Annotated in this window: 21 protein-coding genes; 7 read left to right on the top strand and 14 right to left on the bottom strand. The window is 69.9% G+C overall.

The genetic code is table 11. The annotated features are described in order from the left end of the window. Nucleotides 1–16: 16 nt before the first annotated feature. The 3 genes from AC1DYG_RS09340 to AC1DYG_RS09330 all read right to left on the bottom strand — a co-directional run bounded on the left by AC1DYG_RS09340 (nt 17) and on the right by AC1DYG_RS09330 (nt 3,317). Nucleotides 17–1,039 (bottom strand): LacI family DNA-binding transcriptional regulator, encoded by a 1,023-nt coding sequence (locus tag AC1DYG_RS09340; protein WP_477639588.1) that lies wholly within the window; start codon nt 1,037–1,039, stop codon nt 17–19. 86 nt (nt 1,040–1,125) lie between these two features. After that, nucleotides 1,126–2,025 (bottom strand): L,D-transpeptidase family protein, encoded by a 900-nt coding sequence (locus AC1DYG_RS09335; protein ID WP_477639587.1) that lies wholly within the window; start codon nt 2,023–2,025, stop codon nt 1,126–1,128. Nucleotides 2,026–2,060: 35 nt separating this feature from the next. Beyond that, nucleotides 2,061–3,317 (bottom strand): YibE/F family protein, encoded by a 1,257-nt coding sequence (locus AC1DYG_RS09330; RefSeq protein ID WP_477639586.1) that lies wholly within the window; start codon nt 3,315–3,317, stop codon nt 2,061–2,063. A gap of 63 nt (nt 3,318–3,380) precedes the next feature. Between AC1DYG_RS09330 and AC1DYG_RS09325 the strand changes: the two genes are divergently transcribed. Both AC1DYG_RS09325 and AC1DYG_RS09320 read left to right on the top strand, forming a co-directional pair. Continuing rightward, a complete protein-coding gene (locus tag AC1DYG_RS09325; RefSeq protein WP_477639585.1) occupies nt 3,381–3,722 on the top strand; it encodes a YciI family protein in 342 nt (113 codons plus the stop codon). Between the two features lie 105 nt (nt 3,723–3,827). Continuing rightward, the gene (locus AC1DYG_RS09320; RefSeq protein ID WP_477639584.1) at nt 3,828–4,394 is read left to right on the top strand and encodes a GNAT family N-acetyltransferase; all 567 of its coding nucleotides are present in this window, start codon (nt 3,828–3,830) and stop codon (nt 4,392–4,394) included. 103 nt (nt 4,395–4,497) lie between these two features. Here the strand turns inward: AC1DYG_RS09320 and glnA are convergent, their stop codons facing one another. Further along, nucleotides 4,498–5,922: a type I glutamate--ammonia ligase gene (glnA, locus tag AC1DYG_RS09315; protein WP_477639583.1), complete on the bottom strand. Its 1,425-nt coding sequence runs from the start codon at nt 5,920–5,922 to the stop codon at nt 4,498–4,500. Between the two features lie 142 nt (nt 5,923–6,064). On the opposite strand from glnA, the gene AC1DYG_RS09310 reads away from it, so the two are divergent. Further along, nucleotides 6,065–6,541 (top strand): RDD family protein, encoded by a 477-nt coding sequence (locus AC1DYG_RS09310; RefSeq protein ID WP_477639582.1) that lies wholly within the window; start codon nt 6,065–6,067, stop codon nt 6,539–6,541. Between the two features lie 30 nt (nt 6,542–6,571). Here AC1DYG_RS09310 and AC1DYG_RS09305 read toward each other — a convergent pair whose 3' ends face one another. Then, nucleotides 6,572–7,177 carry a PadR family transcriptional regulator gene (locus AC1DYG_RS09305; RefSeq protein ID WP_477639581.1) on the bottom strand — a complete coding sequence of 202 codons (606 nt, stop codon included), beginning with the start codon at nt 7,175–7,177 and terminating at the stop codon, nt 6,572–6,574. Further along, nucleotides 7,174–8,013, bottom strand: coding sequence for a DUF4097 family beta strand repeat-containing protein (locus AC1DYG_RS09300; RefSeq protein WP_477639580.1), 840 nt, complete (start codon nt 8,011–8,013; stop codon nt 7,174–7,176). The genes AC1DYG_RS09305 and AC1DYG_RS09300 overlap by 4 nt, the downstream gene beginning before the upstream one ends. Before the next feature lie 151 nt (nt 8,014–8,164). Between AC1DYG_RS09300 and AC1DYG_RS09295 the strand changes: the two genes are divergently transcribed. Further along, on the top strand, nt 8,165–9,019 hold the full coding sequence (locus AC1DYG_RS09295) for an ATP-grasp domain-containing protein (RefSeq protein ID WP_477639579.1): 855 nt from the start codon (nt 8,165–8,167) through the stop codon (nt 9,017–9,019). A 96-nt stretch (nt 9,020–9,115) separates the two neighbouring features. Here AC1DYG_RS09295 and AC1DYG_RS09290 read toward each other — a convergent pair whose 3' ends face one another. From AC1DYG_RS09290 to AC1DYG_RS09270, 5 genes are all read right to left on the bottom strand, one after another. Then, the gene (locus AC1DYG_RS09290; protein WP_477639578.1) at nt 9,116–9,850 is read right to left on the bottom strand and encodes a DUF4191 domain-containing protein; all 735 of its coding nucleotides are present in this window, start codon (nt 9,848–9,850) and stop codon (nt 9,116–9,118) included. 19 nt (nt 9,851–9,869) lie between these two features. Beyond that, nucleotides 9,870–10,907 (bottom strand): lipoyl synthase, encoded by a 1,038-nt coding sequence (lipA, locus tag AC1DYG_RS09285; protein WP_477639577.1) that lies wholly within the window; start codon nt 10,905–10,907, stop codon nt 9,870–9,872. Between the two features lie 160 nt (nt 10,908–11,067). Further along, complete coding sequence (locus AC1DYG_RS09280; protein WP_477639576.1) at nt 11,068–11,721, bottom strand: YczE/YyaS/YitT family protein; 654 nt, start codon at nt 11,719–11,721, stop codon at nt 11,068–11,070. Further along, on the bottom strand, nt 11,718–12,365 hold the full coding sequence (gene lipB, locus AC1DYG_RS09275; protein ID WP_477639575.1) for a lipoyl(octanoyl) transferase LipB: 648 nt from the start codon (nt 12,363–12,365) through the stop codon (nt 11,718–11,720). The genes AC1DYG_RS09280 and lipB overlap by 4 nt, the downstream gene beginning before the upstream one ends. Nucleotides 12,366–12,374: 9 nt before the next feature. After that, nucleotides 12,375–13,106, bottom strand: a complete 732-nt coding sequence (locus tag AC1DYG_RS09270; protein ID WP_477639574.1) for a Type 1 glutamine amidotransferase-like domain-containing protein — start codon at nt 13,104–13,106, stop codon at nt 12,375–12,377. Between the two features lie 70 nt (nt 13,107–13,176). On the opposite strand from AC1DYG_RS09270, the gene AC1DYG_RS09265 reads away from it, so the two are divergent. After that, entirely contained in the window at nt 13,177–14,706 is a 1,530-nt protein-coding gene (locus AC1DYG_RS09265; RefSeq protein ID WP_477639573.1) for a serine/threonine protein kinase, read from the top strand. Here AC1DYG_RS09265 and AC1DYG_RS09260 read toward each other — a convergent pair. The 3 genes from AC1DYG_RS09260 to lpdA form a co-directional block, all read right to left on the bottom strand. Next, nucleotides 14,703–15,614 (bottom strand): TIGR01777 family oxidoreductase, encoded by a 912-nt coding sequence (locus AC1DYG_RS09260; RefSeq protein WP_477639572.1) that lies wholly within the window; start codon nt 15,612–15,614, stop codon nt 14,703–14,705. The two genes, AC1DYG_RS09265 and AC1DYG_RS09260, sit on opposite strands and share 4 nt — an antisense overlap. Before the next feature lie 26 nt (nt 15,615–15,640). Continuing rightward, nucleotides 15,641–17,587 carry a 2-oxoglutarate dehydrogenase, E2 component, dihydrolipoamide succinyltransferase gene (gene sucB / locus AC1DYG_RS09255; protein WP_477639571.1) on the bottom strand — a complete coding sequence of 649 codons (1,947 nt, stop codon included), beginning with the start codon at nt 17,585–17,587 and terminating at the stop codon, nt 15,641–15,643. A gap of 121 nt (nt 17,588–17,708) precedes the next feature. Continuing rightward, entirely contained in the window at nt 17,709–19,100 is a 1,392-nt protein-coding gene (gene lpdA, locus AC1DYG_RS09250) for a dihydrolipoyl dehydrogenase (protein WP_477639570.1), read from the bottom strand. 215 nt (nt 19,101–19,315) lie between these two features. On the opposite strand from lpdA, the gene AC1DYG_RS09245 reads away from it, so the two are divergent. Next, nucleotides 19,316–19,651 (top strand): hypothetical protein, encoded by a 336-nt coding sequence (locus tag AC1DYG_RS09245; RefSeq protein WP_477617668.1) that lies wholly within the window; start codon nt 19,316–19,318, stop codon nt 19,649–19,651. Between the two features lie 83 nt (nt 19,652–19,734). Further along, entirely contained in the window at nt 19,735–19,956 is a 222-nt protein-coding gene (locus AC1DYG_RS09240; protein WP_477639569.1) for a DUF5302 domain-containing protein, read from the top strand. Nucleotides 19,957–20,167 lie beyond the last annotated feature (211 nt).

The raw sequence follows: 20,167 nt of genomic DNA, 5'->3' as shown, positions 1-20,167 counted from the left end.
GGTCAACCACCAGCTACTACGGCGCGAGGAGAGGTTTGGTGGACCCTCGGTCCAGAAGACGTGGATCGAGCTGACAGTGCCTCGACTCGCTGCGTCCGTCGCGAATTCTCTCCAACAGCAGCTCCGCGGCCGTGGCCCCCATGTCGACGCCGAACTGGTCGACGGTGGTCAGGGAGATGAGCGGATGGTCCGCCAGGGGCACGCCGTCATACCCGACGACGGACACCTCGTCGGCAGAGAGCCCCAGGTCGGAGACAGCCCCCAACACCCTGATCGCCAGCGCATCGTGGCCTGCGAAGACCGCCGTGGGCGGCACGTCACGCTGGAGCAGCGCTCGCGCCGCGGCATACGTGTCCTGTTCGGTGTCGGTGTAGACCACGTCCGGCTCGTAGCCGGCCTGCTCCATGCGCACGCGATAGGCGGCGAGGCGGGCGGCGTGGGGAGCGCCCTCGGTCGGTGGCACGAGCGTGAGGTGGGCGATGCGGCGATGCCCCAGGGCGAACAGGTGATCCATGGCCAGGTTGGCCCCGGCGAGGTCATTGCCGGACACGGTGTCAAAGTGCGACGAACGCTCATGTCGGCCGAGCAAGACCAGGGGAACCGACCGGGTGAGGCCCTCCAACCAGGCCACGCTCACCTCGGACGAGATGGCGATGATGCCGTCCACCTGCCGGTCGACCATCCCCTCGAGGACGGCGCTTCCGTCGAGGTGCTGCTGTCCTGGTGAGATGAGGAGCTGGTATCCGGATCCTGCCAAGGCGTTCGCCGCACCTTGGGTGATCTGGGTGAAGAAGTCGTTGCCCAGGTGGGGGAGCTCGAAGCCGATCGTGAAGCTCGCGCCTCGCATGGCACGTGCGGCCACGCTGGGGCGATAGTCGAGCTGCTGGATGGCGGTCTCGACGCGCTCCCGCATACCAGGGCTCACGCCGTACGCGTTGCGGATCACCTTGGAGACCGCGGCCGGTGAGACGCCCGCCGCCTGGGCGACGTCCGAGATGGAGGGGCGCCTTCTGCTGGTGCCCGCCGGTCCGCCAGTCACGCTCATCGTTTCCTCCGGTGGTCGGGCTCGGCACCCTCGCCCCGCGGGGAAACGCTACAACAGGCTGATGCTCGGGTCTCAGAGCCTCAGAGTCTCAGCTGCGCCGCGTCGCCCATGACCACGACGGGATGTGACTCGGGGGCGAGGTGCAGCAGGAGGTAGCGCACGCCCTCAGCGGGAATGGACACACAACCGTGCGTGGGACCGTCGTGGTCGACGTGCAGCCAGATGCCGCCGCCGCGTCGGGCCCCCAGGGGTCGTGACTGGTCGAGGGGCGACCTGCCGGGGACGCGGTTGTAGTCGACGGCGATGACGTAGTCGAACGCGTCCGCCGTCGAGTCTCCGAAGCCAGGCTGCTTCGGAGGGGGCTCGAAGGCTGTCGACCGGTGGTAGGGCAGGTGGGATCCTGGGTTGGCCTTGCGGCCGCCTGCGTCGCTGAGGGCAAAGGTGCCCACGGGCGTCTTGAGGTCCCCCTCGACGTGGTTGGTGGCCCAGCCCCTCTTTCCGACATGCCCTTGCCAGGCGGCCACTCGAATCCAGTCCTCGGCAACGCGTTCGTAGAACTCGACCGTGGCCGCGCTCGACGTGGTGGTTGCTCCACGAACCACCACCACCTGGGTCGTGCGGTCTGCAATGGTCTTTCGCGTCCGGGTGCCGACGGGCAGGGTTCGCGGGGTGGATGCCGAGGTGGAGGGGGAGGCGGAGGGTTCAGGCACTGCGGGACTTGTTCCCGTCGCCGAGGCTCCCTGCGACGGACTTTCCTCGGGGTCGCTGGCGGATGCCGGTCGCTCGGACTGGGCTGCCGGCGCGCGGAACGGGCCGATCCCCAGACTGGCGAGGGCAGCGAGGCCGATGGTCGTCCCGATCGCCAACGCGGTCACCTTCGTGGCCAACCGCACGATGCGCGCTGGGCGCCTGCGTGGGGTGCGGTGTGAGCCGGCAGAGCGGGCCCGTCGGCCTGCGCTGGAGCGGCTGACACCCGACATGCCGCGAGTCTATGGCCGCGTGGTCGTGAACTTCCTCAGCCTGAGGCCTGCTCACGCATCGCCTCGGACTGCGGGGAGGTGGCCGGCTTCGCACTGGCCTGGAGGGATCGAACGACGAGGGTTGCCAGCGCGGTGGTGACTGGTACGGCCAGGACCAGTCCGATGCCACCGGCCATCGTGCGCACGATCTCCTCGCTGATGTCCGAGCTGGTCAGGATCCGGGCGACCGGCTGGTTGACCAGGCTGATGAGGAGCAGGACCGGCAGAGCGGCGCCCGCATAGGCGAACACGACGGTGTACACGGTGGAGGCGATGTGGTCGCGCCCGATGCGCATCGCCTGGCGGTACAGGCGCAGAGGGGGCATGTCAGGGGCGGCGTCGTACAGCTCCCAGACCGCAGAGCTCTGCGTGATCGTGACGTCGTTGAGGATGCCCAGTCCGGCGAGGATGATCCCGCAGGTCAGCAGGTTGCGCAGGTCGATCTGCTGGGCCACCTGTTGCAGGGCAGCGTTGTCCTCGCTGCTCACGCCGTTCAGGTGCGCCTGCGCCACGGCCAGGGTGCCGACGCCCGCGGTGATCGCCAGACCGGCGAACGTCCCCAGGAGGGCGGTCGTCGTGCGGGCCGAGACACCGTGCGCCAGGTAGAGGACGACGATCATGATGGCGGCGGAGGAGACGAGGCCGACGGCGACGGGGCTGTGCCCCTCGAGCAGTGCAGGCATGAGGTACTTGACGACGACCGCGCCGGCGACGACGAGGCCGACCAACGACCGCAGGCCCCGCCACCGGGCGACGGCGACGATGGTGAGGGCGAAGGCGACCGCCAGCCACGTCAGGGGAGTGCCGCGCTCGATGTCGTAGAAGGTATAGGGCGAGCCCTCGCCCTCGCCGGGGACCTTGAGCACTATCAAGCCGATGCCAGCACCCGCACGTCTCGCATCGGGGGGCAGGTCCACGGTGACCATGGATCCCTTCTCCTGGCCGCTGGTGACCTCCACCTTGGCCCGTCCGCACTTGGCGGTCGCGGGGTCCTTGGTGGTCGCGGTGTCAGGTGCCCCGAACTGGTCACAGTCCAGGGGTGCGATCGAGGTGACCGTGCCGTGGAGGTACTCGACGCCCGGCACCGCGCTGTCCCGCACGGCCGGTCGGCCCTCGCCAGTGGGACGCAGGACCCACATGCCAGCCGCCGTCACGACGGCGATGACCAGGACGGCGCTGGCCAGCGCGATCCGCATCCACACCGGAGTCGGCGGGTGCGCGGTCGAGTGGGTATGCCGGTGGGAGCCTGCCATGGGTGCCTCTCTCGTGATTGCACTGCGCACCCTATGCGGTCAGGCAGATGCCACCATGATGCGATGACGAAGTATCTGATCTCGTTTCCGAGTGGCGCCATGGTCGTCCCAGCCGAGGAACTGGAGGCAGTTGCGGATGCGGCGCACGCGGTGGTGGAGGAGGCGAAGGACGCCGGGGTCTGGGTGTTCGGCGGTGGCATCGACGAGAGCATTCCGCCGGTCATGGTCGAAGGTGATGGGACGGTGACCGAGCGCACGTACGCGCAGACGAATCAGCTCGAAGGCGGCTACGCGGTGCTGGAGCTGCCCTCTCGCGAGGCGGCAGTGGAGTGGGCGGCGAAGCTCGCGGTCGCCTGCCGGTGTGCGCAGGAGCTCCGCGCGTTCCAGTTCGATCCCGCCAGCTAGCTTGAGCGGTAAGTCAGCCGATTCCGTGCCGCCGCAGTGTCTCGTCGATTGCACGCCACCAGAAAATCATTTGGCGATGCGAACCGCCCCGCCCATGCTTCTGCCATGAGCGACTTCGTCGAGAGCAAGCACCTAGTGCTCCGCCAGTTCACTGCGCACGACGCGGACCTGCTGATCGAGCTGGACAGTGACCCCGCAGTGATGCGGTACCTCACCGGTGGCGAGCCGACGCTGCCGGCCGCCGTCGTCCGCGATCGGGTGATCCCAAACGTGCTCAACTCGTACGAGCGTTGGAACGGCCGGTTCGGACTGTTCGCGGCGTACGAAAAGGAGACCGGTGCCTTCATCGGCTGGTTCCATCTGCGCCCAGAGCCCACGGGTCCGCAGGACGAGGTCGAGCTCGGGTACCGACTCCGCCAGGACGCTTGGGGCAAGGGGTACGCGACCGAGGGCTCGCGGGCGCTTGTGGACAAGGGCTTCTCGGAACTCGGCGTCAGCACGGTCTGGGGCGAGACGATGGCTGTGAACGTTGCCTCGCAGAGGGTGATGGAGAAGGTCGGCATGTCCGTCGTCGAGTCGCTCCCGACACCTGACGACATGCAGGGCGTCGAGGGCGCGGAGCGTGGTGGCTTCCGGTTCGAGATTACGAGGGAGCAGTGGGAACGACGATGATGCCGATGCGAAACGGCGGCTGACCCTGCGCGACGCTCGAAGGCGTTTTCGCAGGTCAGCCGCCGTTTCAGGCGACAGTCAGCAGGTCAGGGACCCGTGCTTGTCAGATGTCGAAGTACATCTCGAACTCGTGCGGGTGCGGGCGGAACCGGATCGGGTCGACCTCGTTCTTGCGCTTCCACTCGATCCAGGTCTCGATGAGGTCCTTGGTGAACACGTCACCCTCGAGCAGGAACTCGTGGTCGGCCTCGAGGGCGCTCAGCACCTCGGGGAGCGAACCGGGCACCTGGGCGATGGCGTCGTGCTCCTCCGGAGGCAGCTCGTAGAGGTCCTTGTCCACCGGCTCCGGGGGCTCGATGCGGTTCTTGATGCCGTCGAGGCCCGCCATCAGCATCGCGGAGAACGCGAGGTAGGGGTTGGCCGACGGGTCCGGCACGCGGAACTCGACGCGCTTGGCCTTGGGGTTGTCGCCCGTGATCGGGATGCGGATGCAGGCCGAGCGGTTGCGGGCCGAGTAGACCAGGTTGACCGGGGCCTCGTAGCCGGGGACCAGGCGGTGGTAGGAGTTCACCGTCGGGTTCGTGAACGCGAGCAGCGCCGGGGCGTGCTTGAGCAGGCCACCGATGTACCAGCGGGCCAGGTCGGACAGGCCGCCGTAGCCGCGCTCGTCGTAGAACAGCGGCTCGCCGTCCTTCCAGAGCGACTGGTGCGAGTGCATGCCCGAGCCGTTGTCACCGAAGATCGGCTTCGGCATGAAGGTGACGGTCTTGCCGCCATCCCACGCGACGTTCTTGACGATGTACTTGAACTTCAGCACGTCGTCAGCGGCCTGCTTCAGGGTGTTGAAGCGGTAGTTGATCTCCTGCTGGCCGGCGGTGCCGACCTCGTGGTGGGCGCGCTCGACGGACAGTCCCGCCGCCTCGAGGGCGAGGGTCATCTCGTCGCGCATGTCGGCGAAGTGGTCGGTCGGCGGGACGGGGAAGTAGCCACCCTTGTAGCGGGTCTTGTAGCCCTTGTTGCCGCCCTCCTCCTCGCGCCCGGTGTTCCAGGCCGCCTCGATGGAGTTGATGTAGTAGTAGCTGGCGTTCTGCTTGGTCTCGAAGCGCACGTCGTCGAAGACATAGAACTCGGCCTCGGCACCGAAGTACGCGGTGTCGGCGATGCCGGTCGACTTGAGGTACGCCTCGGCCTTGGCCGCGATGTTGCGCGGGTCGCGGGAGTACTCCTCGCCGGTGAACGGGTCGACGATGGAGAAGTTGAGGATGAGCGTCTTTTCCTTGCGGAAGGGGTCGAGGTAGGCGCTCGTGGGGTCCGGGATCAGCTTCATGTCGGACTCGTGGATGGCCTGGAACCCGCGGATCGAGGATCCGTCGAACATCTGCCCTTCCTTGAAGAACTCCGCGTCGAGGCTCTTGGCGGGCACGTTGAAGTGCTGCATCACGCCGGGCAGGTCACAGAACCGCACGTCGACGAAAATGACGTCCTCGTCCTTGATGAACTTCAGGACCTCGTCAGCATAGCTGAACAAAGTGCATCCTCCTGTTGGTGGGGCGGTGGCGCGGGGCGTCCACCCATGACTGACATGGTGTCGCCCACGACCCTAACGGCTGGGGATTACCCACCCATGACCCGAATGTTTCGCCGGTGTTACGCGGACATAGGCTTTCCGCGTGGTCGACCGCAAGGACATCGGTTCGTGGCTCCAGGGGCCGGGTTCGCGCTCAGGCGCGCCCACGGCATACCCGGGTGAGCGTCTGGGTATGCCGCGCGACGGCGCCGGTTCGATGGGCCGGTTCGGGCGCCGCCTGGTGGGCGTCGTCCTCGACTGGACCGCTTGCCAATTGATCGCGGCGGCGCTGTTCGACGTACCGCTGCCGTTCAGGGGAGTGGCTTCTGGCGCCGACACCCTCATCCTGCTCGCGATCTTCGCCCTCGAGCACCTGCTCCTGCTCAGCACGACCGGCTACACCCTCGGCCACCGCATCGTCGGCCTGCGCGTGGTGTCCCTCGACGGGCGGACGCCGCGACCCACCCAGGTGCTGGTGCGCACCCTGCTGCTCTGCCTGTTCCTGCCCGCGATGTTCTGGGACAAGGACGGCCGCGGCCTGCATGACAAGGCGGCCGGCACCCTCCTCGTCCGGAGCTGACCGACCGGGCAACCTCAGTCGGGCCGATCCTCAGCGCCGCGTGATGACGTCGCGGATCCGGCCCGTCGCCTCGGCGAGGATGTCGATGATCTCCCGGCTCTGGTCGCTGGTGAGCCCGTGCCGTTTCCACGCACCGCGAGCCTCCGAGCGCAGCTCGGCAACGGCCTGCTCGAGGTCGCGAATCGCCTTGGGATCGCTGCCCTTCCACCCCTGCCACGGCTCCGGGCCGCCGACCGGCGTCGCCGTGCGGCGGGCCTCCTGCGCGGCGGCCTTGAGCTCGGCGCGCAGGTCCTTGGTCTCGCCACGGACGCGTGAGCGCACCTGTTCGGCGAGCTCGCGCACCGACAGGTCGAGGTCGGACTCGAGGCTGGACAGGTCGTCCTGACGTGCCCGGACCTCCTCACGACCGGCCTCGGTGATCCGGTAGATCGCCTTGCGACCCTCCTCCGACCGCTCGACGAGGCCCTCCTCCTCGAGCTTGGCCAGCCGCGGATAGACCGTGCCGGCACTGGGGGAGTAGAGCCCGTTGAACCGGTGCTCGAGGTCCTGGATCACCTCGTAGCCGTGCCGCGGACCTTCGTTGAGCAGGGCCAGCAGGTACAGGCGCAGCTGGCCGTGCGCGAAGACGGGGCTCATGCGGACGCCTCGTCCACGGGAGCGGCCGGGCGCGTCTTGAGGACGACGACGTTGCCGGAGACGGCGTTCGCCTTGAGGCGCAGGCTGCCGTCGCCGTCGGTGAGCCGGTTGCCGGGCTGGCGCGAGTGCTTGTCGATGGTGTGGCCGTCGATGACGACCTGGCCCGAGGCGGTGTTGGCCGTGACGTCGTAGCCGCCATGCGGTGCGCGGACGGTCACGTCCCCGGAGACCGAGTTCGACTTGATCGTGGCGGCGCCGTTGACCAGGTCGAGGGCGACGTCGCCGCTGACCGTGCTGATGCTGACCTCGGGCACATCGCTGTGCTGGGCAGTGACTGCGCCCGACACGGAGTGCACCTTGAGCGGGCCACGCACGTTGCCGCACTCGACCTCGCCACTCACGGTGTTGACATCGACAGGACCGACGATGTCGTCGATGGTGATCGAGCCGGAGACGGTGTTGGCCCTGGCCCCGGCCCGCATGCCGGCGAGCAGCCCGCTGGCGCTGACCGTGCTCACCGAGGTCTCGGCGTCCTCGGGGATCGAGATGCTGATCGCGACCCGGTTGCGCTCGAGGCCGTCGAAGGCCTGACGCACCTTGTCCAGGATCCGGGTGGAGTCGACGCCGTGGGTGATCTTGAGCCTGGTGCCGTCCCAGCTGACCTTGACCGGCATGCCCTCGACCTTGGCGATCTCGACCCGGGCGGTGGGCGAGTCGGCGTGGGTCACGACGTCGACCCTCCCGCCGACGATCGCGACGCTGAGCTTGCGGACCCGCTCGCCGTCGCCGCCGATGTCGAGCACCCTGGCGGTGTCGATCGACCATTCCTCGCTCATGGGGTGTCCTTTCGTTGAGAGTGCATCTCGCGCTATATCGCGTTGTTGAGACTCACGTTATATCGCGTATGCCGCGAGGGCAAGTCCCAGCGCAGGGCGACCAGTCGGGACTGGGCCAAGGCCTGCAACGAGGCCTGAAACAATCGGTGTCGTGACGAGCCACCGCATCGCCCTGTGCACCTGGTCCGACCCGTCGTACGTCGACCCGGAGCCACCCCAGATCGCCGAGGCGTTGCACGCCATGGGCCTGGACGCAGAGGTGGTGGTGTGGCACTCCGAGGCGGACTGGGCGTCGTTCGACCTCGTGGTGATCCGTTCGACGTGGGACTACTTCGACCGTCTGGACGAGTTCCTCGAGTGGGCCGACCGGGTTGACTCCGTCTCGCGAATCATCAACGGCCCCAACATCATTCGCTGGAACTCACACAAGGGCTACCTCGCAGAGCTGGGCGAGGCCGGCATACCCGTGCTGCCCAGCCTCGCCCTCGCGAAGGGAGCCGCGCACGCTGTCGACCGGATGCTCGCGGTCGGCTGGACCGACGTCGTGATCAAGCCCGCCGTGGACGGCGGCGCCCGACAGGCGCTCAGGACGGCCGCGGCCTCGCCGGAGGCGGCGGAGCACCTGACGAGGCTGGTCGAGGCCGGCGACACGATCGTCCAGCCGTTCGCCCCGAGCGTGGAGCTGGGGGAGACCTCGCTGTTCTACTTCGGCGGCGACTTCTCCCACGCCGTGCGCAAGGTGCCCAAGGCCGGTGACTACCGCGTGCAGGCGTTGCACGGCGGTTCCGAGGAGGTGCACGAGCCGACCCGGGCGGAGCTGGACGTCGCGGCGCGGGCAATGGCCCTGGCCCCGGACGAGCTCGTCTATGCGCGGGTCGACCTCATCGACGTCGAAGGGCAACCGACCCTGATGGAGCTCGAGCTGATCGAGCCAGACCTGTTCCTGCGGATGGCGCCCGGCTCGGTGGCCAGGTTCGCCACCGCGGTGGCCGCCCAGCTCGACTGAGGAATGACTACCGGCCGCGCTTGATCTGGCCGCTTCGTCAGCGCTCCTCCGGGCAGGTCCCTCGTTCGTCGGGCCCTACCCTCCCCTGCTTGATCCTCAGCGGCCGCGCATCGCCTTGCGGTCGACACGGGCGCGCATCGGGTCCATGCCGGCCGGGATCGGCGGGCGCAGGCCACCGAGGGACTTGAGGCGCTTGTTGACGGCCGACACCTCCTCCTTGGTGAGGACCGGCTTCATCCGGGTGAGCTTGCCGGTGAGCTTGCGGACCGGCACCTGGTCGGCACCGTCACCCACGACGATCGCGGTCACGGGGACACCCGGCGCGACGCGCTCGACCTTCTTGCGCTCCTGGGTGAGCAGCTTGGTGCGACGGGCCTCGGGGCCCTCGCCGATGAGCACGATGCCGGGGCGGCCCAGCGCCCGGTAGACGAACGCCGCACCCGCGACGTCCTCGGGCCGCGTGCCGCGTGCACCGTCGACGGCGACCGGCTGCTGGTCGAAGAACCAGCCGCGGCGCAGCGAACCCAGGGCGGCGCCAGCGGCTCCGGGCTGGCCCTCCAGTGAGCGGTAGGCAGCCCGCTCGGCCATCCGGGACAGCACGAGAGTGGCGGCGAGCAGGCCGAGCGGGAAGGACAGCACGAGGGCGTACACCCAGTGGCCGACCAGCACTCCGACGCCCGCGCCGACCGCGAGCACCGCGAGGAAGGCGAGCAGCATCCACCACGGGATCGTGGGGTCGGCCTTGCGTGATGCGGTGAAGACCTGACGGATCTGGGCGAACCGGCCCGGCTTCGTGGGCGTGTCCGACTGCTGCTTTTCCTTGCGGGCCATGAGGGTCAGGATACGGGTGTCAGGCGGGGGCGCCCAACGCGCCCGGCTGCCGTGCGGCCAGCAGCGAGGAAGCCTCCTGGCGAGCGGGGTCTCCAGCGGCCTCGGCGAGGTGCTGCAGGTGCTCGGGGATGTCGCGACCCCACTTCTTCATGGCCGTCGCCCAGAGCCGTCCGGCGCGGTAGGACGAGCGCACGAGAGGCCCGGCCATGACGCCCTTGAAGCCCAGGTTCTGGGCGACGTCGCTCCAGTGCACGAACTCCTCGGGCTTGACCCAGCGGTCGATCGGGTGGTGCAGCTTGGAGGGACGCAGGTACTGGGTGATGGTGAGGATGTCGCAACCGGCGTCGTGCAGGTCTGCGATCGCCTGCTCCACCTCGTGGTCCTCTTCGCCCATGCCCAGGATGAGGTTCGACTTGGTCACGAGCTCGGCGTCGCGGGCCATGGACAGCACCTTGAGCGACTTCTCGTACGTGAAGGCGGGCCGGATCTGCTTGAAGATGCGTGGGACGGTCTCGAGGTTGTGGGCGAAGACCTCAGGACGCGCGTCGAAGACCTGGCCCACGAGCTCGGGCTTGGCGCCGAAGTCGGGCGGCAGGATCTCGACGCCTGTGTTGGGGTTCTTGGCGTGGATCTGGCGGATCGTCTCGGCATAGAGCCAGGCGGCGCCGTCGGGCTGGTCGTCGCGCGCGACCCCCGTGACGGTCGAGTAGCGCAGCCCCATCTGGGCGACCGACTCGGCGACTCGACGGGGCTCGTCACGGTCCAGCGCCTCGGGGCGGCCGGTGGCGATGTCGCAGAAGTCGCACCGGCGGGTGCAGACGTCACCGCCGATGAGGAAGGTCGCCTCGCGGTCCTCCCAGCACTCGAAGATGTTGGGGCAGGCGGCCTCCTGGCAGACCGTGTGCAGTCCCTCGGTCTTCACCATCGAGTGGAGCTTGGTGTACTCCGGGCCCATCCTGGCGGTGGTGCGGATCCACTCGGGCTTGCGCTCGATCGGCGTCTCGGCGTTGCGCGCCTCGACGCGCAGCAGTCGGCGGCCCTCGGGTGCGATGGTCACGAAGACTCCCTTGCCCTCTCGGTGGTGCGCGTGCCCGGTGCAGCGACCCGGTCGGGTCGTCCGGTATGCCGTGGGGCACGGGTGCGCCCGGAGGTCACCGGGCGTCCTCCAAGGGTACGCCTGCGGCGCGACGGGTATTCCCGGAGCCCCGACGTGCGGCCTATGCCGAGACCTTGCGACTGTGGAAGAGCGCCCGGGTGAGCAGGTCCACAGTCGGCCCGACCAGGATGGACACCAGCAGGGTGCCCGGCCCGACGGCCGCCCCCAGGGTCCAGCCGCCCACCGCGCTCACGGCCTGCAGCACGGTGTAGCTCCACTTGAAGGGCAGCGGCGGGTCGAACGAGATCGCAGCCGCTTCCGCAGGGCCGGCACCAGTGTGCGACGCGAGGTAGCCGGCCACCCCCAGCGACAGCAGGACGAACGCCGCCGCGAGCTCGACGAACCGTGGGCCCAGCGCCGTCGGCGTCGGCAGGAGGGGCAGCAGCACGTTGACGGTGGCCCCGACGACGACCATCTGGACGACGGTGCCGATGCCCGGCCGGGTGCCCCGACTCCAGGCCACGGCGATGAGCAGGATCCCGACGCCGACGTTGACGACGACGAACGGCAGCCCCGACGCCTTCGTCAGACCCGAGATCAGGGTCGAGTAGCCGTCCGAGCCGAGGGCCGCGTCGAGCAGGCAGGCCACACCGGCACCCAGGACCACGCACGAGAGCACCAGCTGCACCAGGCGTCGAGACAGGGATGCGCGCGCGGAGTCCTCCGTGGCCACCGACGGGTCCGCGGTGGTCGGGCGCCGGTCGGCGCTCGTCACGCGCCCGAGGCGAGGATGTCGAAGAGGTGCTTCTCGGCATACGGAAGGACGTCCTGGACGGTGACCACGCGCCCGGCTTCGCGGCTGATCGAGCTCACCCCGGCGTCGTCGATGCCGCAGGCGACGATGTTGTCGGCCCACGAGAGGTCGGCGTCGCAGTTGAGGGCGAAGCCGTGCATGGTGACCTGCCGGCTCACCCGCACGCCGATCGCGCCGAGCTTGCGGTCGGGGCGCCCGCCGGGCTCGTCGTCCGCCAGGGCCCAGACGCCGCTGCGCCCGCCCACCCGGGTCACGTCCACGCCGAAGTCACGGCAGGTGCGGATCATGACCTCTTCGAGGCGGCGCACGTGGGCCACGACGTCGATCGGGACGCCGTGCAACCGGACGATCGGATAGCCGACGAGCTGTCCCGGTCCGTGCCAGGTGATGAGCCCACCGCGGTCGACGTCGATGACCGGCGTGCCGTCGAACGGCCGCTGGTGGGCCTCGGTGCGCTTGCCTGCGGTGTAGACCGCGGTGTGCTCGAGGAGCAGCACGGTGTCCTCGGCACCGTCCACGACGGCGGCATGCACCTCGCGCTGGTGGGCCCAGGCAGCCTCGTAGTCGACGAAGTCGGGGGCAAAGCCCACGTGCTCGAACCGCATGCGGTCAGCCTACGCCCGGGGGAGTCGGCGGGTTTCCAGGCGCTCCTCAACCGCCGTGTCGGCATCGCGGGTCACGATGAACGCAGCCTTGCCGTCGCGCTCGGTGACCGCCTCGACGAGCTCGGTGCCGTGGTAGACCAGCCCGACCCCGTCGTCCGTGCAGTGCGTCGTCGGGAGCGTGCCGTCGGCCACGAGTCGGTGGACCAGCGGGCGCCGGCGTTCCTCGGAGTCGTAGTGCACGCCGTTGCCGTAGGGCAGGAAGCCCAGGCCGTTGGTCACCGCGCGGAGCTCGGGCCCGAACGAGTCCGTCGTGCCCCCGGCATACCAGCAGATCGAGCCGGCGGAGACACCGGCGAGCACCACTCCCGCCTCCCAGACCCGGCGGAAGACGGCGTCCAGCTCGTGCACCCGCCAGACCGCGAGGAGGTTGGCGACCGAACCACCGTTGACCCAGACCACGTCCTGGGCCAGGAGGTGGCCCTCGACGTCGGCGAGGTTCGGCATGGGGAACAGGTGCAGGTTGGTGACGGAGAATCCCGCCGCTCGACCTGCCTCGTCGACGTCGGCGGCGAAGCCCCGCTGGTCGCCGCTCGCCGTACCGAGGACGGTGACCTTGGGGGTGCCCTCGGCACCGGATAGCGCGACCGCGTGGTGCACCAGCGCGTCGAATTCGAAACGAGTGCGCTGGGCCATGCGGTAGCCACCCGAGGTGGCGAGGATGGTCGGCTGGTCTGCAGGCATGTCCCGACTCTAGGAGAGCACCTGTGGACAACTCGCAGGGTGGTGTGGCGCGACTGGGCATAGTGGCGCGATGAGCACGGAGAGCGCGCAGACCCGGCCCGACGTGCCCGGCTATGAGCTGGGTGAGCTGTTGGGAAGCGGGGGATCCGGCACCGTGTGGGCGGCGACTCGGGAGGGTGACAGCGCGGCGGTGGCCGTCAAGGTGGTGCCGGTCGGCCGCGCCGACCAGGCCGATGCACTGGCGCGCGAGTTCGCGGTGCTGGCCCGGGTCGACGTCGAGGGGCTGGTCGGCTTCCACGAGGCGGTGGGGTTGCCGGGCGAGCCTGCCGCGGTCGCCTTGGTGTTCGACCAGGTGCGCGGCGGCTCCCTCGAGGGCGTCGTGAAGGCGCGCGGCCACCTGAGCGTGGGGGAGTCGGTGACGATGCTCGCTCCGGTCGCACGAGCCCTGGCGGGGCTGCACGGGCTGGGCGTCGTGCACGGCGACGTCACCCCCGCCAACGTCCTCGTCGAACGCACGGGCCGACCCCTGCTCGCCGACCTCGGGGTGACCTCCTTGGTGGGCGAGGCGCCGGGGCAGCTCTGGGGCACGGACGGTTTCGTCGCGCCGGAGGTCCTCGAACGCGGCGTGGTCAGCACAGCCTCCGACGTGTATGCCGTGGGTGCGCTCGCGTGGTGGTGCGTCACCGGCTCGCCGCCGGCTCCGATGGCGCTGCGCCGCCCGCTCGAGGAGCTGGCGCCCGGCCTGCCCCTTGCGTGGTCCGAGATCACGCTGCGAGCACTGCAGGGCGACCCGTATGCACGCCCGACCGCCGCCGAGCTCGCACTGGCCTACTACGACTCAGCACCGTGCGAGCCGCTGCGGCTGGTGGTGGGGAGCGACGAGACGTCGCTGCTGACCCAGCGGCTGCGGCAGGCCGGAACGATGACTCCCGCCGCGGGGGACCGGGGGCCGCGGAGCCGTGAGTCGCGGCGGGCGCTGGCACTGTGCACGCTGCTCGTGCTGGTGGTCGGACTCGGGTGCGGCGGACTGATGGCCAGCGGACGGCTGGCCACGCCCGATTGGGTCCACCGGCCCCGAGACGCTGCCGGACGACCGAGCCCTGCGAGCCAAGGGCTGGTGCCGGTCTCGGCTCCCAGCCCGACGGGTTCGCCGACGCAGGCGTCAGGGGGGACCTCCCGCGCGCGCCGTGACCTCGCGGCGGACCAGAGCGCCCCGCAGACGGATCCCCGCGGTCTGATGGCCGCCCTCGCCGCGTTGCGGGCCGAGGTGATGATGTCGAGGTCGGCCGGAGCGCTGTCGCGCCTGGATGTCCCCGGCTCGGCCGCACTCGCCCAGGACGCCGCGCTGCTGCGCGACCTCGCCGCCTCGGATCAGACCTGGGAGGGTGTGGCGCTGAGCGTGGCGTCGGCCCGCACGGTGTGGCAGACCGCGACGACGGCGGCGGTCGACGCGGTGGTGGGGACGGCGGCATACCGGGTGGTCGACCCATCGGGTCGAGCGCAGGCGCGGCCCGCGGAGGCTGGGCAGGAGCTGCGCTACGAGCTGAGGTGGACGTCCGGACGGTGGCGGGTGGACAGCGTCACGGGCGTCACGCACTAGGGCTGCTGGGACAACACCCATCGCAGCGCGGACTCCATGCTCTGGTCCTCGTGCACGAAGCCCGACTCGATCAGCCTCGTGGGCACGGCGCGCTTGCTCGTGAGCACCTCGTCGGAGAAGCCGCCGAGGACCAGCTTGATCCCGAAGGCCGGGGCTGGCAGCAGCGCCGGGCGGTGGATCTGTCGACCCAGCTCACGCGCGATGTCGAGCTGGTGGTCGGGGTGTGGCCCCACGAGGTTGACCGGACCCTCGATCTCGGGGTGGTCGACGAGGTGCGCCAGCGCGCCCACCGTGTCGCGCAGCGAGATCCACGGCCACCACTGGCGTCCGTTGCCGAGGGGGCCGTTGATGCCGAGCCTGGCCAGCGGCAGCATGCGCGACAGCGCTCCACCGTCGGGCGCGAACACCAGGCCGGTGCGGGTCGTGGCCACCGACAGACCGGCCACACGCGCCGGCTCCGCTGCGGCCTCCCATGCCCGGACGACCTCGCTGAGAAAGCCTTCGCCGGGGCCGGACTCCTCCGTGAGGACCTCGTCGCCGCGGTCCCCGTAGAAGCCCACGGCCGCGCCGCTGACCAGTCGGACCCGCTGACCCCGCGCGGCGAGAGCTGCCAGGGTCGTGGCGATCGTGGTCGTGCCGTCCACGCGGGAGGCGAGGATCTCCTGCTGGTAGGCCGGGGTCCACCGCTGGTCGCCGACACCCGCACCGGCGAGGTGGACCACGGCCGTGACGCCGGACAGGGCAGACGGGTCCAGACGACCCTGGGGCGGGTCCCACTGGACCTCGTCCGGGGTCGAGGGGGCCCTGCGGACCAGGTGGACGACCTCGTCGCCGCGCTGGCGCAGGAATGCCGACAGCGCGCCGCCGATCAGTCCGGAGGCACCGGTGATGGCAACGCGCTGCGGCATGTGCTGAACCTCGTCGACCGACCCCGCTAGAGACCGAGGTCCGACTCGAAGTTGCCTTCCTCGAGTCGCGTCTTCATCGTCGTGAGGAAGCGCGCGGCGTCTGCCCCGTCGACGACACGGTGGTCGTACGACAGCGCGAGGTAGACCATGGAGCGGATCGAGATCGTCTCGCCGCCGTCGCCGTCGGACACCACGACCGGGCGCTTGACGACTGCACCGGTGCCGAGGATGGCCACGTTGGGCTGGTTGATGATCGGGGTGTCGAACAGGGCTCCCCGGCTGCCGGTGTTCGTCAGCGTGAAGGTGCCGCCGCCGAGCTCGTCCGGGCCGATCTTGTTGGTCCGGGTGCGCTCGGCGAGGTCGGCGATCTTGCGGGCCAGCCCGGCGATGTTGAGGTCGCCGGCGTCCTTGATGACGGGCACGAGCAGGCCGCGCTCGGTGTCGACCGCGACGCCGAGGTTCTCGGTGCCGTGGTAAGTCACCTCGGTGCCGTCGACGCTGGAGTTGACCGACGGGTGGGCCTTGAGGGCCTCGACGGCTGCGAGGGCGAAGAACGGCAGGAAGCTGAGCTTGGTGCCCTCGCGCTGCTCGAACTCGGTCTTGGCCTTGGTCCGGAGCCGGGCGATCTTGGTGACGTCGACCTCGACCACGGTGGTCAGCTGGGCCGACACCTGCAGCGACTCAACCATCCGCTTGGCGATGGTCTGCCGCAGCCGCGACATCTTCTCCGTCGTGCCCCGCTTGGGCGAGACCGACGACGCCGCACTCGGTGCAGACGGCGCGGAGGGTGCCGATGCTGCGGGTGCGGCAGCCGGAGCGGCAGTAGGGGCAGGCGCAGCAGCTGCCTCTTCGGCGGCCTTGGCCGCGTCGAGGACGTCCTGCTTGCGGATCCGTCCGCCGACGCCGGTGCCCTTGAGCGAGCCGAGGTCGACGTTGTTCTCGGCTGCGAGCTTGCGCACCAACGGTGTGACGTACGCCGAGGCATCGGTGTCGTCGGCTGCCGAGCCGGCTGATGCGGGCGCTGGCGCCGGAGCGGCGGCTGAGGGAGCAGCGGCCGGGGCGGGAGCGGGAGCGGGAGCGGGGGCCTGGGCGGGAGCCGGCGCTTCCTGAGCGGCGGGCGCCTCCTGGGTGGGCGCCTCCTGGGCGGGGGCCTCCTGTGCAGGCGCTTCCTGGGCAGGGGCCTGCTGGGCAGGCGCTTCCTGGGCAGGGGCAGGGCTGCCACCGGAGCCGCCGATGACGGCCAGGTCGCCGCCCACGGGGACGGTGTCGTCCTCCTGGACCAAGATCTTGGTCAGCGTGCCTGCGACCGGCGAGGGGATCTCCGTGTCGACCTTGTCGGTCGAGACCTCGAGCAGCGGCTCGTCCACCTCGACGCTGTCGCCCTCGGCCTTGAGCCACCGCGTGACGGTGCCTTCGGTGACGGACTCACCGAGCGCTGGCATCTTCACGGTCTCGCCGCCGGACGAACCTGGGTCTCCCGAACCGGAGTCGGCGCCTGCTGCGGCGGGGGCCGCCGCAGAGCCGTCGTCCTGGCCGGACGCCTGGTCCTGCTCCGGCTCAGAGGTCGCGGCCTGCGGCTCCTGCTCGGTGGAGGGGGCCTCCGCCGGCGGCGCCTGCTGGTCGGTCTGCTCCTGCTCGCCCTGGGACTGGTCGCCCTGGGACTGGTCGCCTTGGGACTGGTCGCCCTGGCCGCCGTCCTGCTGGGCGGGCTGTTCGCCACCACCGGAACCCTCCGACCCGTCGCCGATGACGGCGAGGTCGGCACCCACCGGGACGGTGTCGTCCTCCTGGGCGAGGATCTCCTGCAGGACGCCAGCGACGGGCGATGGGATCTCGGTGTCGACCTTGTCGGTCGACACCTCGAGCAGTGGCTCGTCAACCGCCACCGTGTCGCCGACGTTCTTCAGCCAGCGCGTCACGGTGCCTTCGGTGACGGACTCACCCAGGGCTGGCATGGTCACGCGTTCAGACATGTGCCTGTCTCTCCTTGTGCTCGTGTTCGCTGGCGGCGGTGCCGTGGTGCGTCGTGCGGTGGTGCGTCGTGCGGTGGTTCGTCGTGCCGTGGTGCGTCGTGCTGTGCACTGCTGGGGTCTGTCAGTTGTGCGCGTGGAGCGGCTTGCCGGCCAAGGCCAGGTGAGCCTCGCCGAGCGCCTCGTTCTGGGTGGGGTGGGCGTGGATCAGGGACGCCACGTCGGAGGGTAGGGCTTCCCAGTTGTAGATCAGCTGCGCTTCGCCGATCTGCTCACCCATGCGGGCGCCGATCATGTGCACGCCGACGACCGGGCCGTCCTTCTCGCGGACCAGCTTGACGAAGCCCTGGGTCTGCAGGATCTGCGACTTTCCGTTGCCGCCGAGGTTGTACTCGTACGTCTCGATGTCGGCGTACTTCTCGCCGGCCTGGGCCTCGGTGAGCCCGACCGAGGCGATCTCGGGGTCGCAGTAGGTGACCCGTGGGATCCCGACCTCGTCGATCACGGCCGGCGAGAGCCCGGCGATCTCCTCGGCGACGAAGATGCCCTGGGCGAACCCGCGGTGCGCCAGCTGGAGGCCGGGCACGATGTCGCCCACGGCATACACGCCCTCGACTCCGGTGCGGAGCCGCTCGTCGGTGATGACGAAGCCCCGGTCCAGGGTCACGCCGGCCTCGGCGTACCCGAGACCGTCGGTGACCGGTCCGCGCCCGACGGCGACGAGCAGGAGGTCGGCCTCGATGGTGCTGCCGTCCTCGAGGGAGACGCTCACGGTGTCGCCGGACTGCGTCGCTCCCGCGAACTTCACGCCCGTCTTGAACGCGATCTTTCGCTTGCGGAACGACCGCTCGAGCGTCTTGGAGATGGCCTCGTCCTCGGCGGCGACGAGTCGGGGCAGGGCCTCGACGATGGTCACCTCGGAGCCGAACGACTTGAACACGGACGCGAACTCGACGCCGATGACGCCGCCGCCGAGCACCACGACGCGCGGGGGCACGAAGTCGAGCGTCAGCGCCTGCTCGCTGGTCATGATCCGGCCGCCGATCTCGAGCCCCGGCAGCGACTTGGCGTAGGAGCCGGTGGCGAGCACGACGTTGCGCCCGCGGATCTGGCGGCCGTCGACCTCGACGGTGGAGCGGTCGACCAGGCGTCCGGCGCCCTCGACCAGCTCGATCTTGTGCGCCTTCGCCAGACCCTGCAGACCCTTGTACAGGCGGGCGATGACGGCGTCCTTGTAGGCGTTGACGCCAGACATGTCGACGGACTCGAACGTCGACTTGACCCCGAAGTGCTCACCCTCGCGGGCGGTGTCGGCGACCTCGGCGGCATGCAGCAGCGCCTTGGTCGGGATGCAGCCGACGTGCAGGCAGGTGCCGCCGAGCTTGCCCTTCTCCACAAGGGCGACCCGCAGCCCGAGCTCGGCCGCCCGGAACGCGCAGGCGTAGCCGCCACTTCCGCCTCCGAGGATCACCACGTCGTACGTGGTCTCTTCAGTGGCCTCGGCGTCAGCCGGCATGCTCGCTCCCTTGCGTCGTGTGCGTCGGATTGTCGCGTCGCTCACGGGTCGCGGTCAGGTCGTGGCCGGTCCGGGATCGACACAGAGCATCTTGTCACTGATTGCGCACCGAGGCGCAAGCAGGTCGACCGATGGCATGCAGGTCACGGGGCCGCGGCGCTCCGGTGCCCGCAATGGCGTCGGATCGAGTCACCTCTCCACGTATCGTTGGCCCCATGGCGTGGTGGAAGCGGAGCGGCAAGCGCTCGGACCGGGGACCCTCCGACGGGCCCAACATGGCGGTGGACCAGCAGGCCGTCCGCAAGCACCTGACCGAGTTCGCCACGAGCCGGCGGGGAGTCGAGGCCTATGTCGAGCCTCCGACCAACGTCACCGCGACCACGGTGATCCTCATCGCCTTCGACGGCGAGTGGACGCGTCGGGCTGCGGGGTCCCGCGATGCCGCTTTCGCGCTGGCGCGCAGCCTCGAGGTGCCCGTCTACGACGTCCTCCAGACGGGCTACCCCAACAGGATGCGCGAGTGGAACTCGCGCCAGCGCAAGAAGCAGTGACCGTATGCCGCGTGGCTGGCAGAGTGGGCACAGACCTGCGGGCCGGGAACCGGCCCGTTCAGCACCGAGAAGCAGGAGGCACCATGGCCAAGTCCGGTGACGCAAAGAAGCCTGGGAAACAGACGCCGGGGGGACAGGGCCCGAGCGAGGAGATGAAGCGCAAGTTCCGCGAGGCCCTCGACAAGAAGCAGTCGCACACAGGTCGCGACGTGTCCGACGACACCGAGCACGGCAAGGTCGACCACGCGCAGGCGGCGGCGACGACGGCCACGCAGCAGATGTTCCGTCGCAAGAGCGGCGGCTGAACCGAGCACGCCAGCTGGACCGCGCCAGCTGGACCGCGCCAGCTGGACCGCGCCTGCCAGCTGAACCTCCAGGAAAAGCAATGCCAGAGGGGCCCGTCCGATGTGGACGAGCCCCTCTGGCATTGGAGCACTTCTGGCCACTCATGCCGGACGAAACCCAGACCACGGGCTCTCGGTGCCGTACCAGCGGCCAGAAGTGGCTCCCGATCGC

Source organism: Pedococcus sp. P1_H8 (assembly GCF_056405175.1).
Note: the sequence above shows the minus strand (reverse complement) of the source record. Positions and strands in the feature narration are given on the sequence as shown.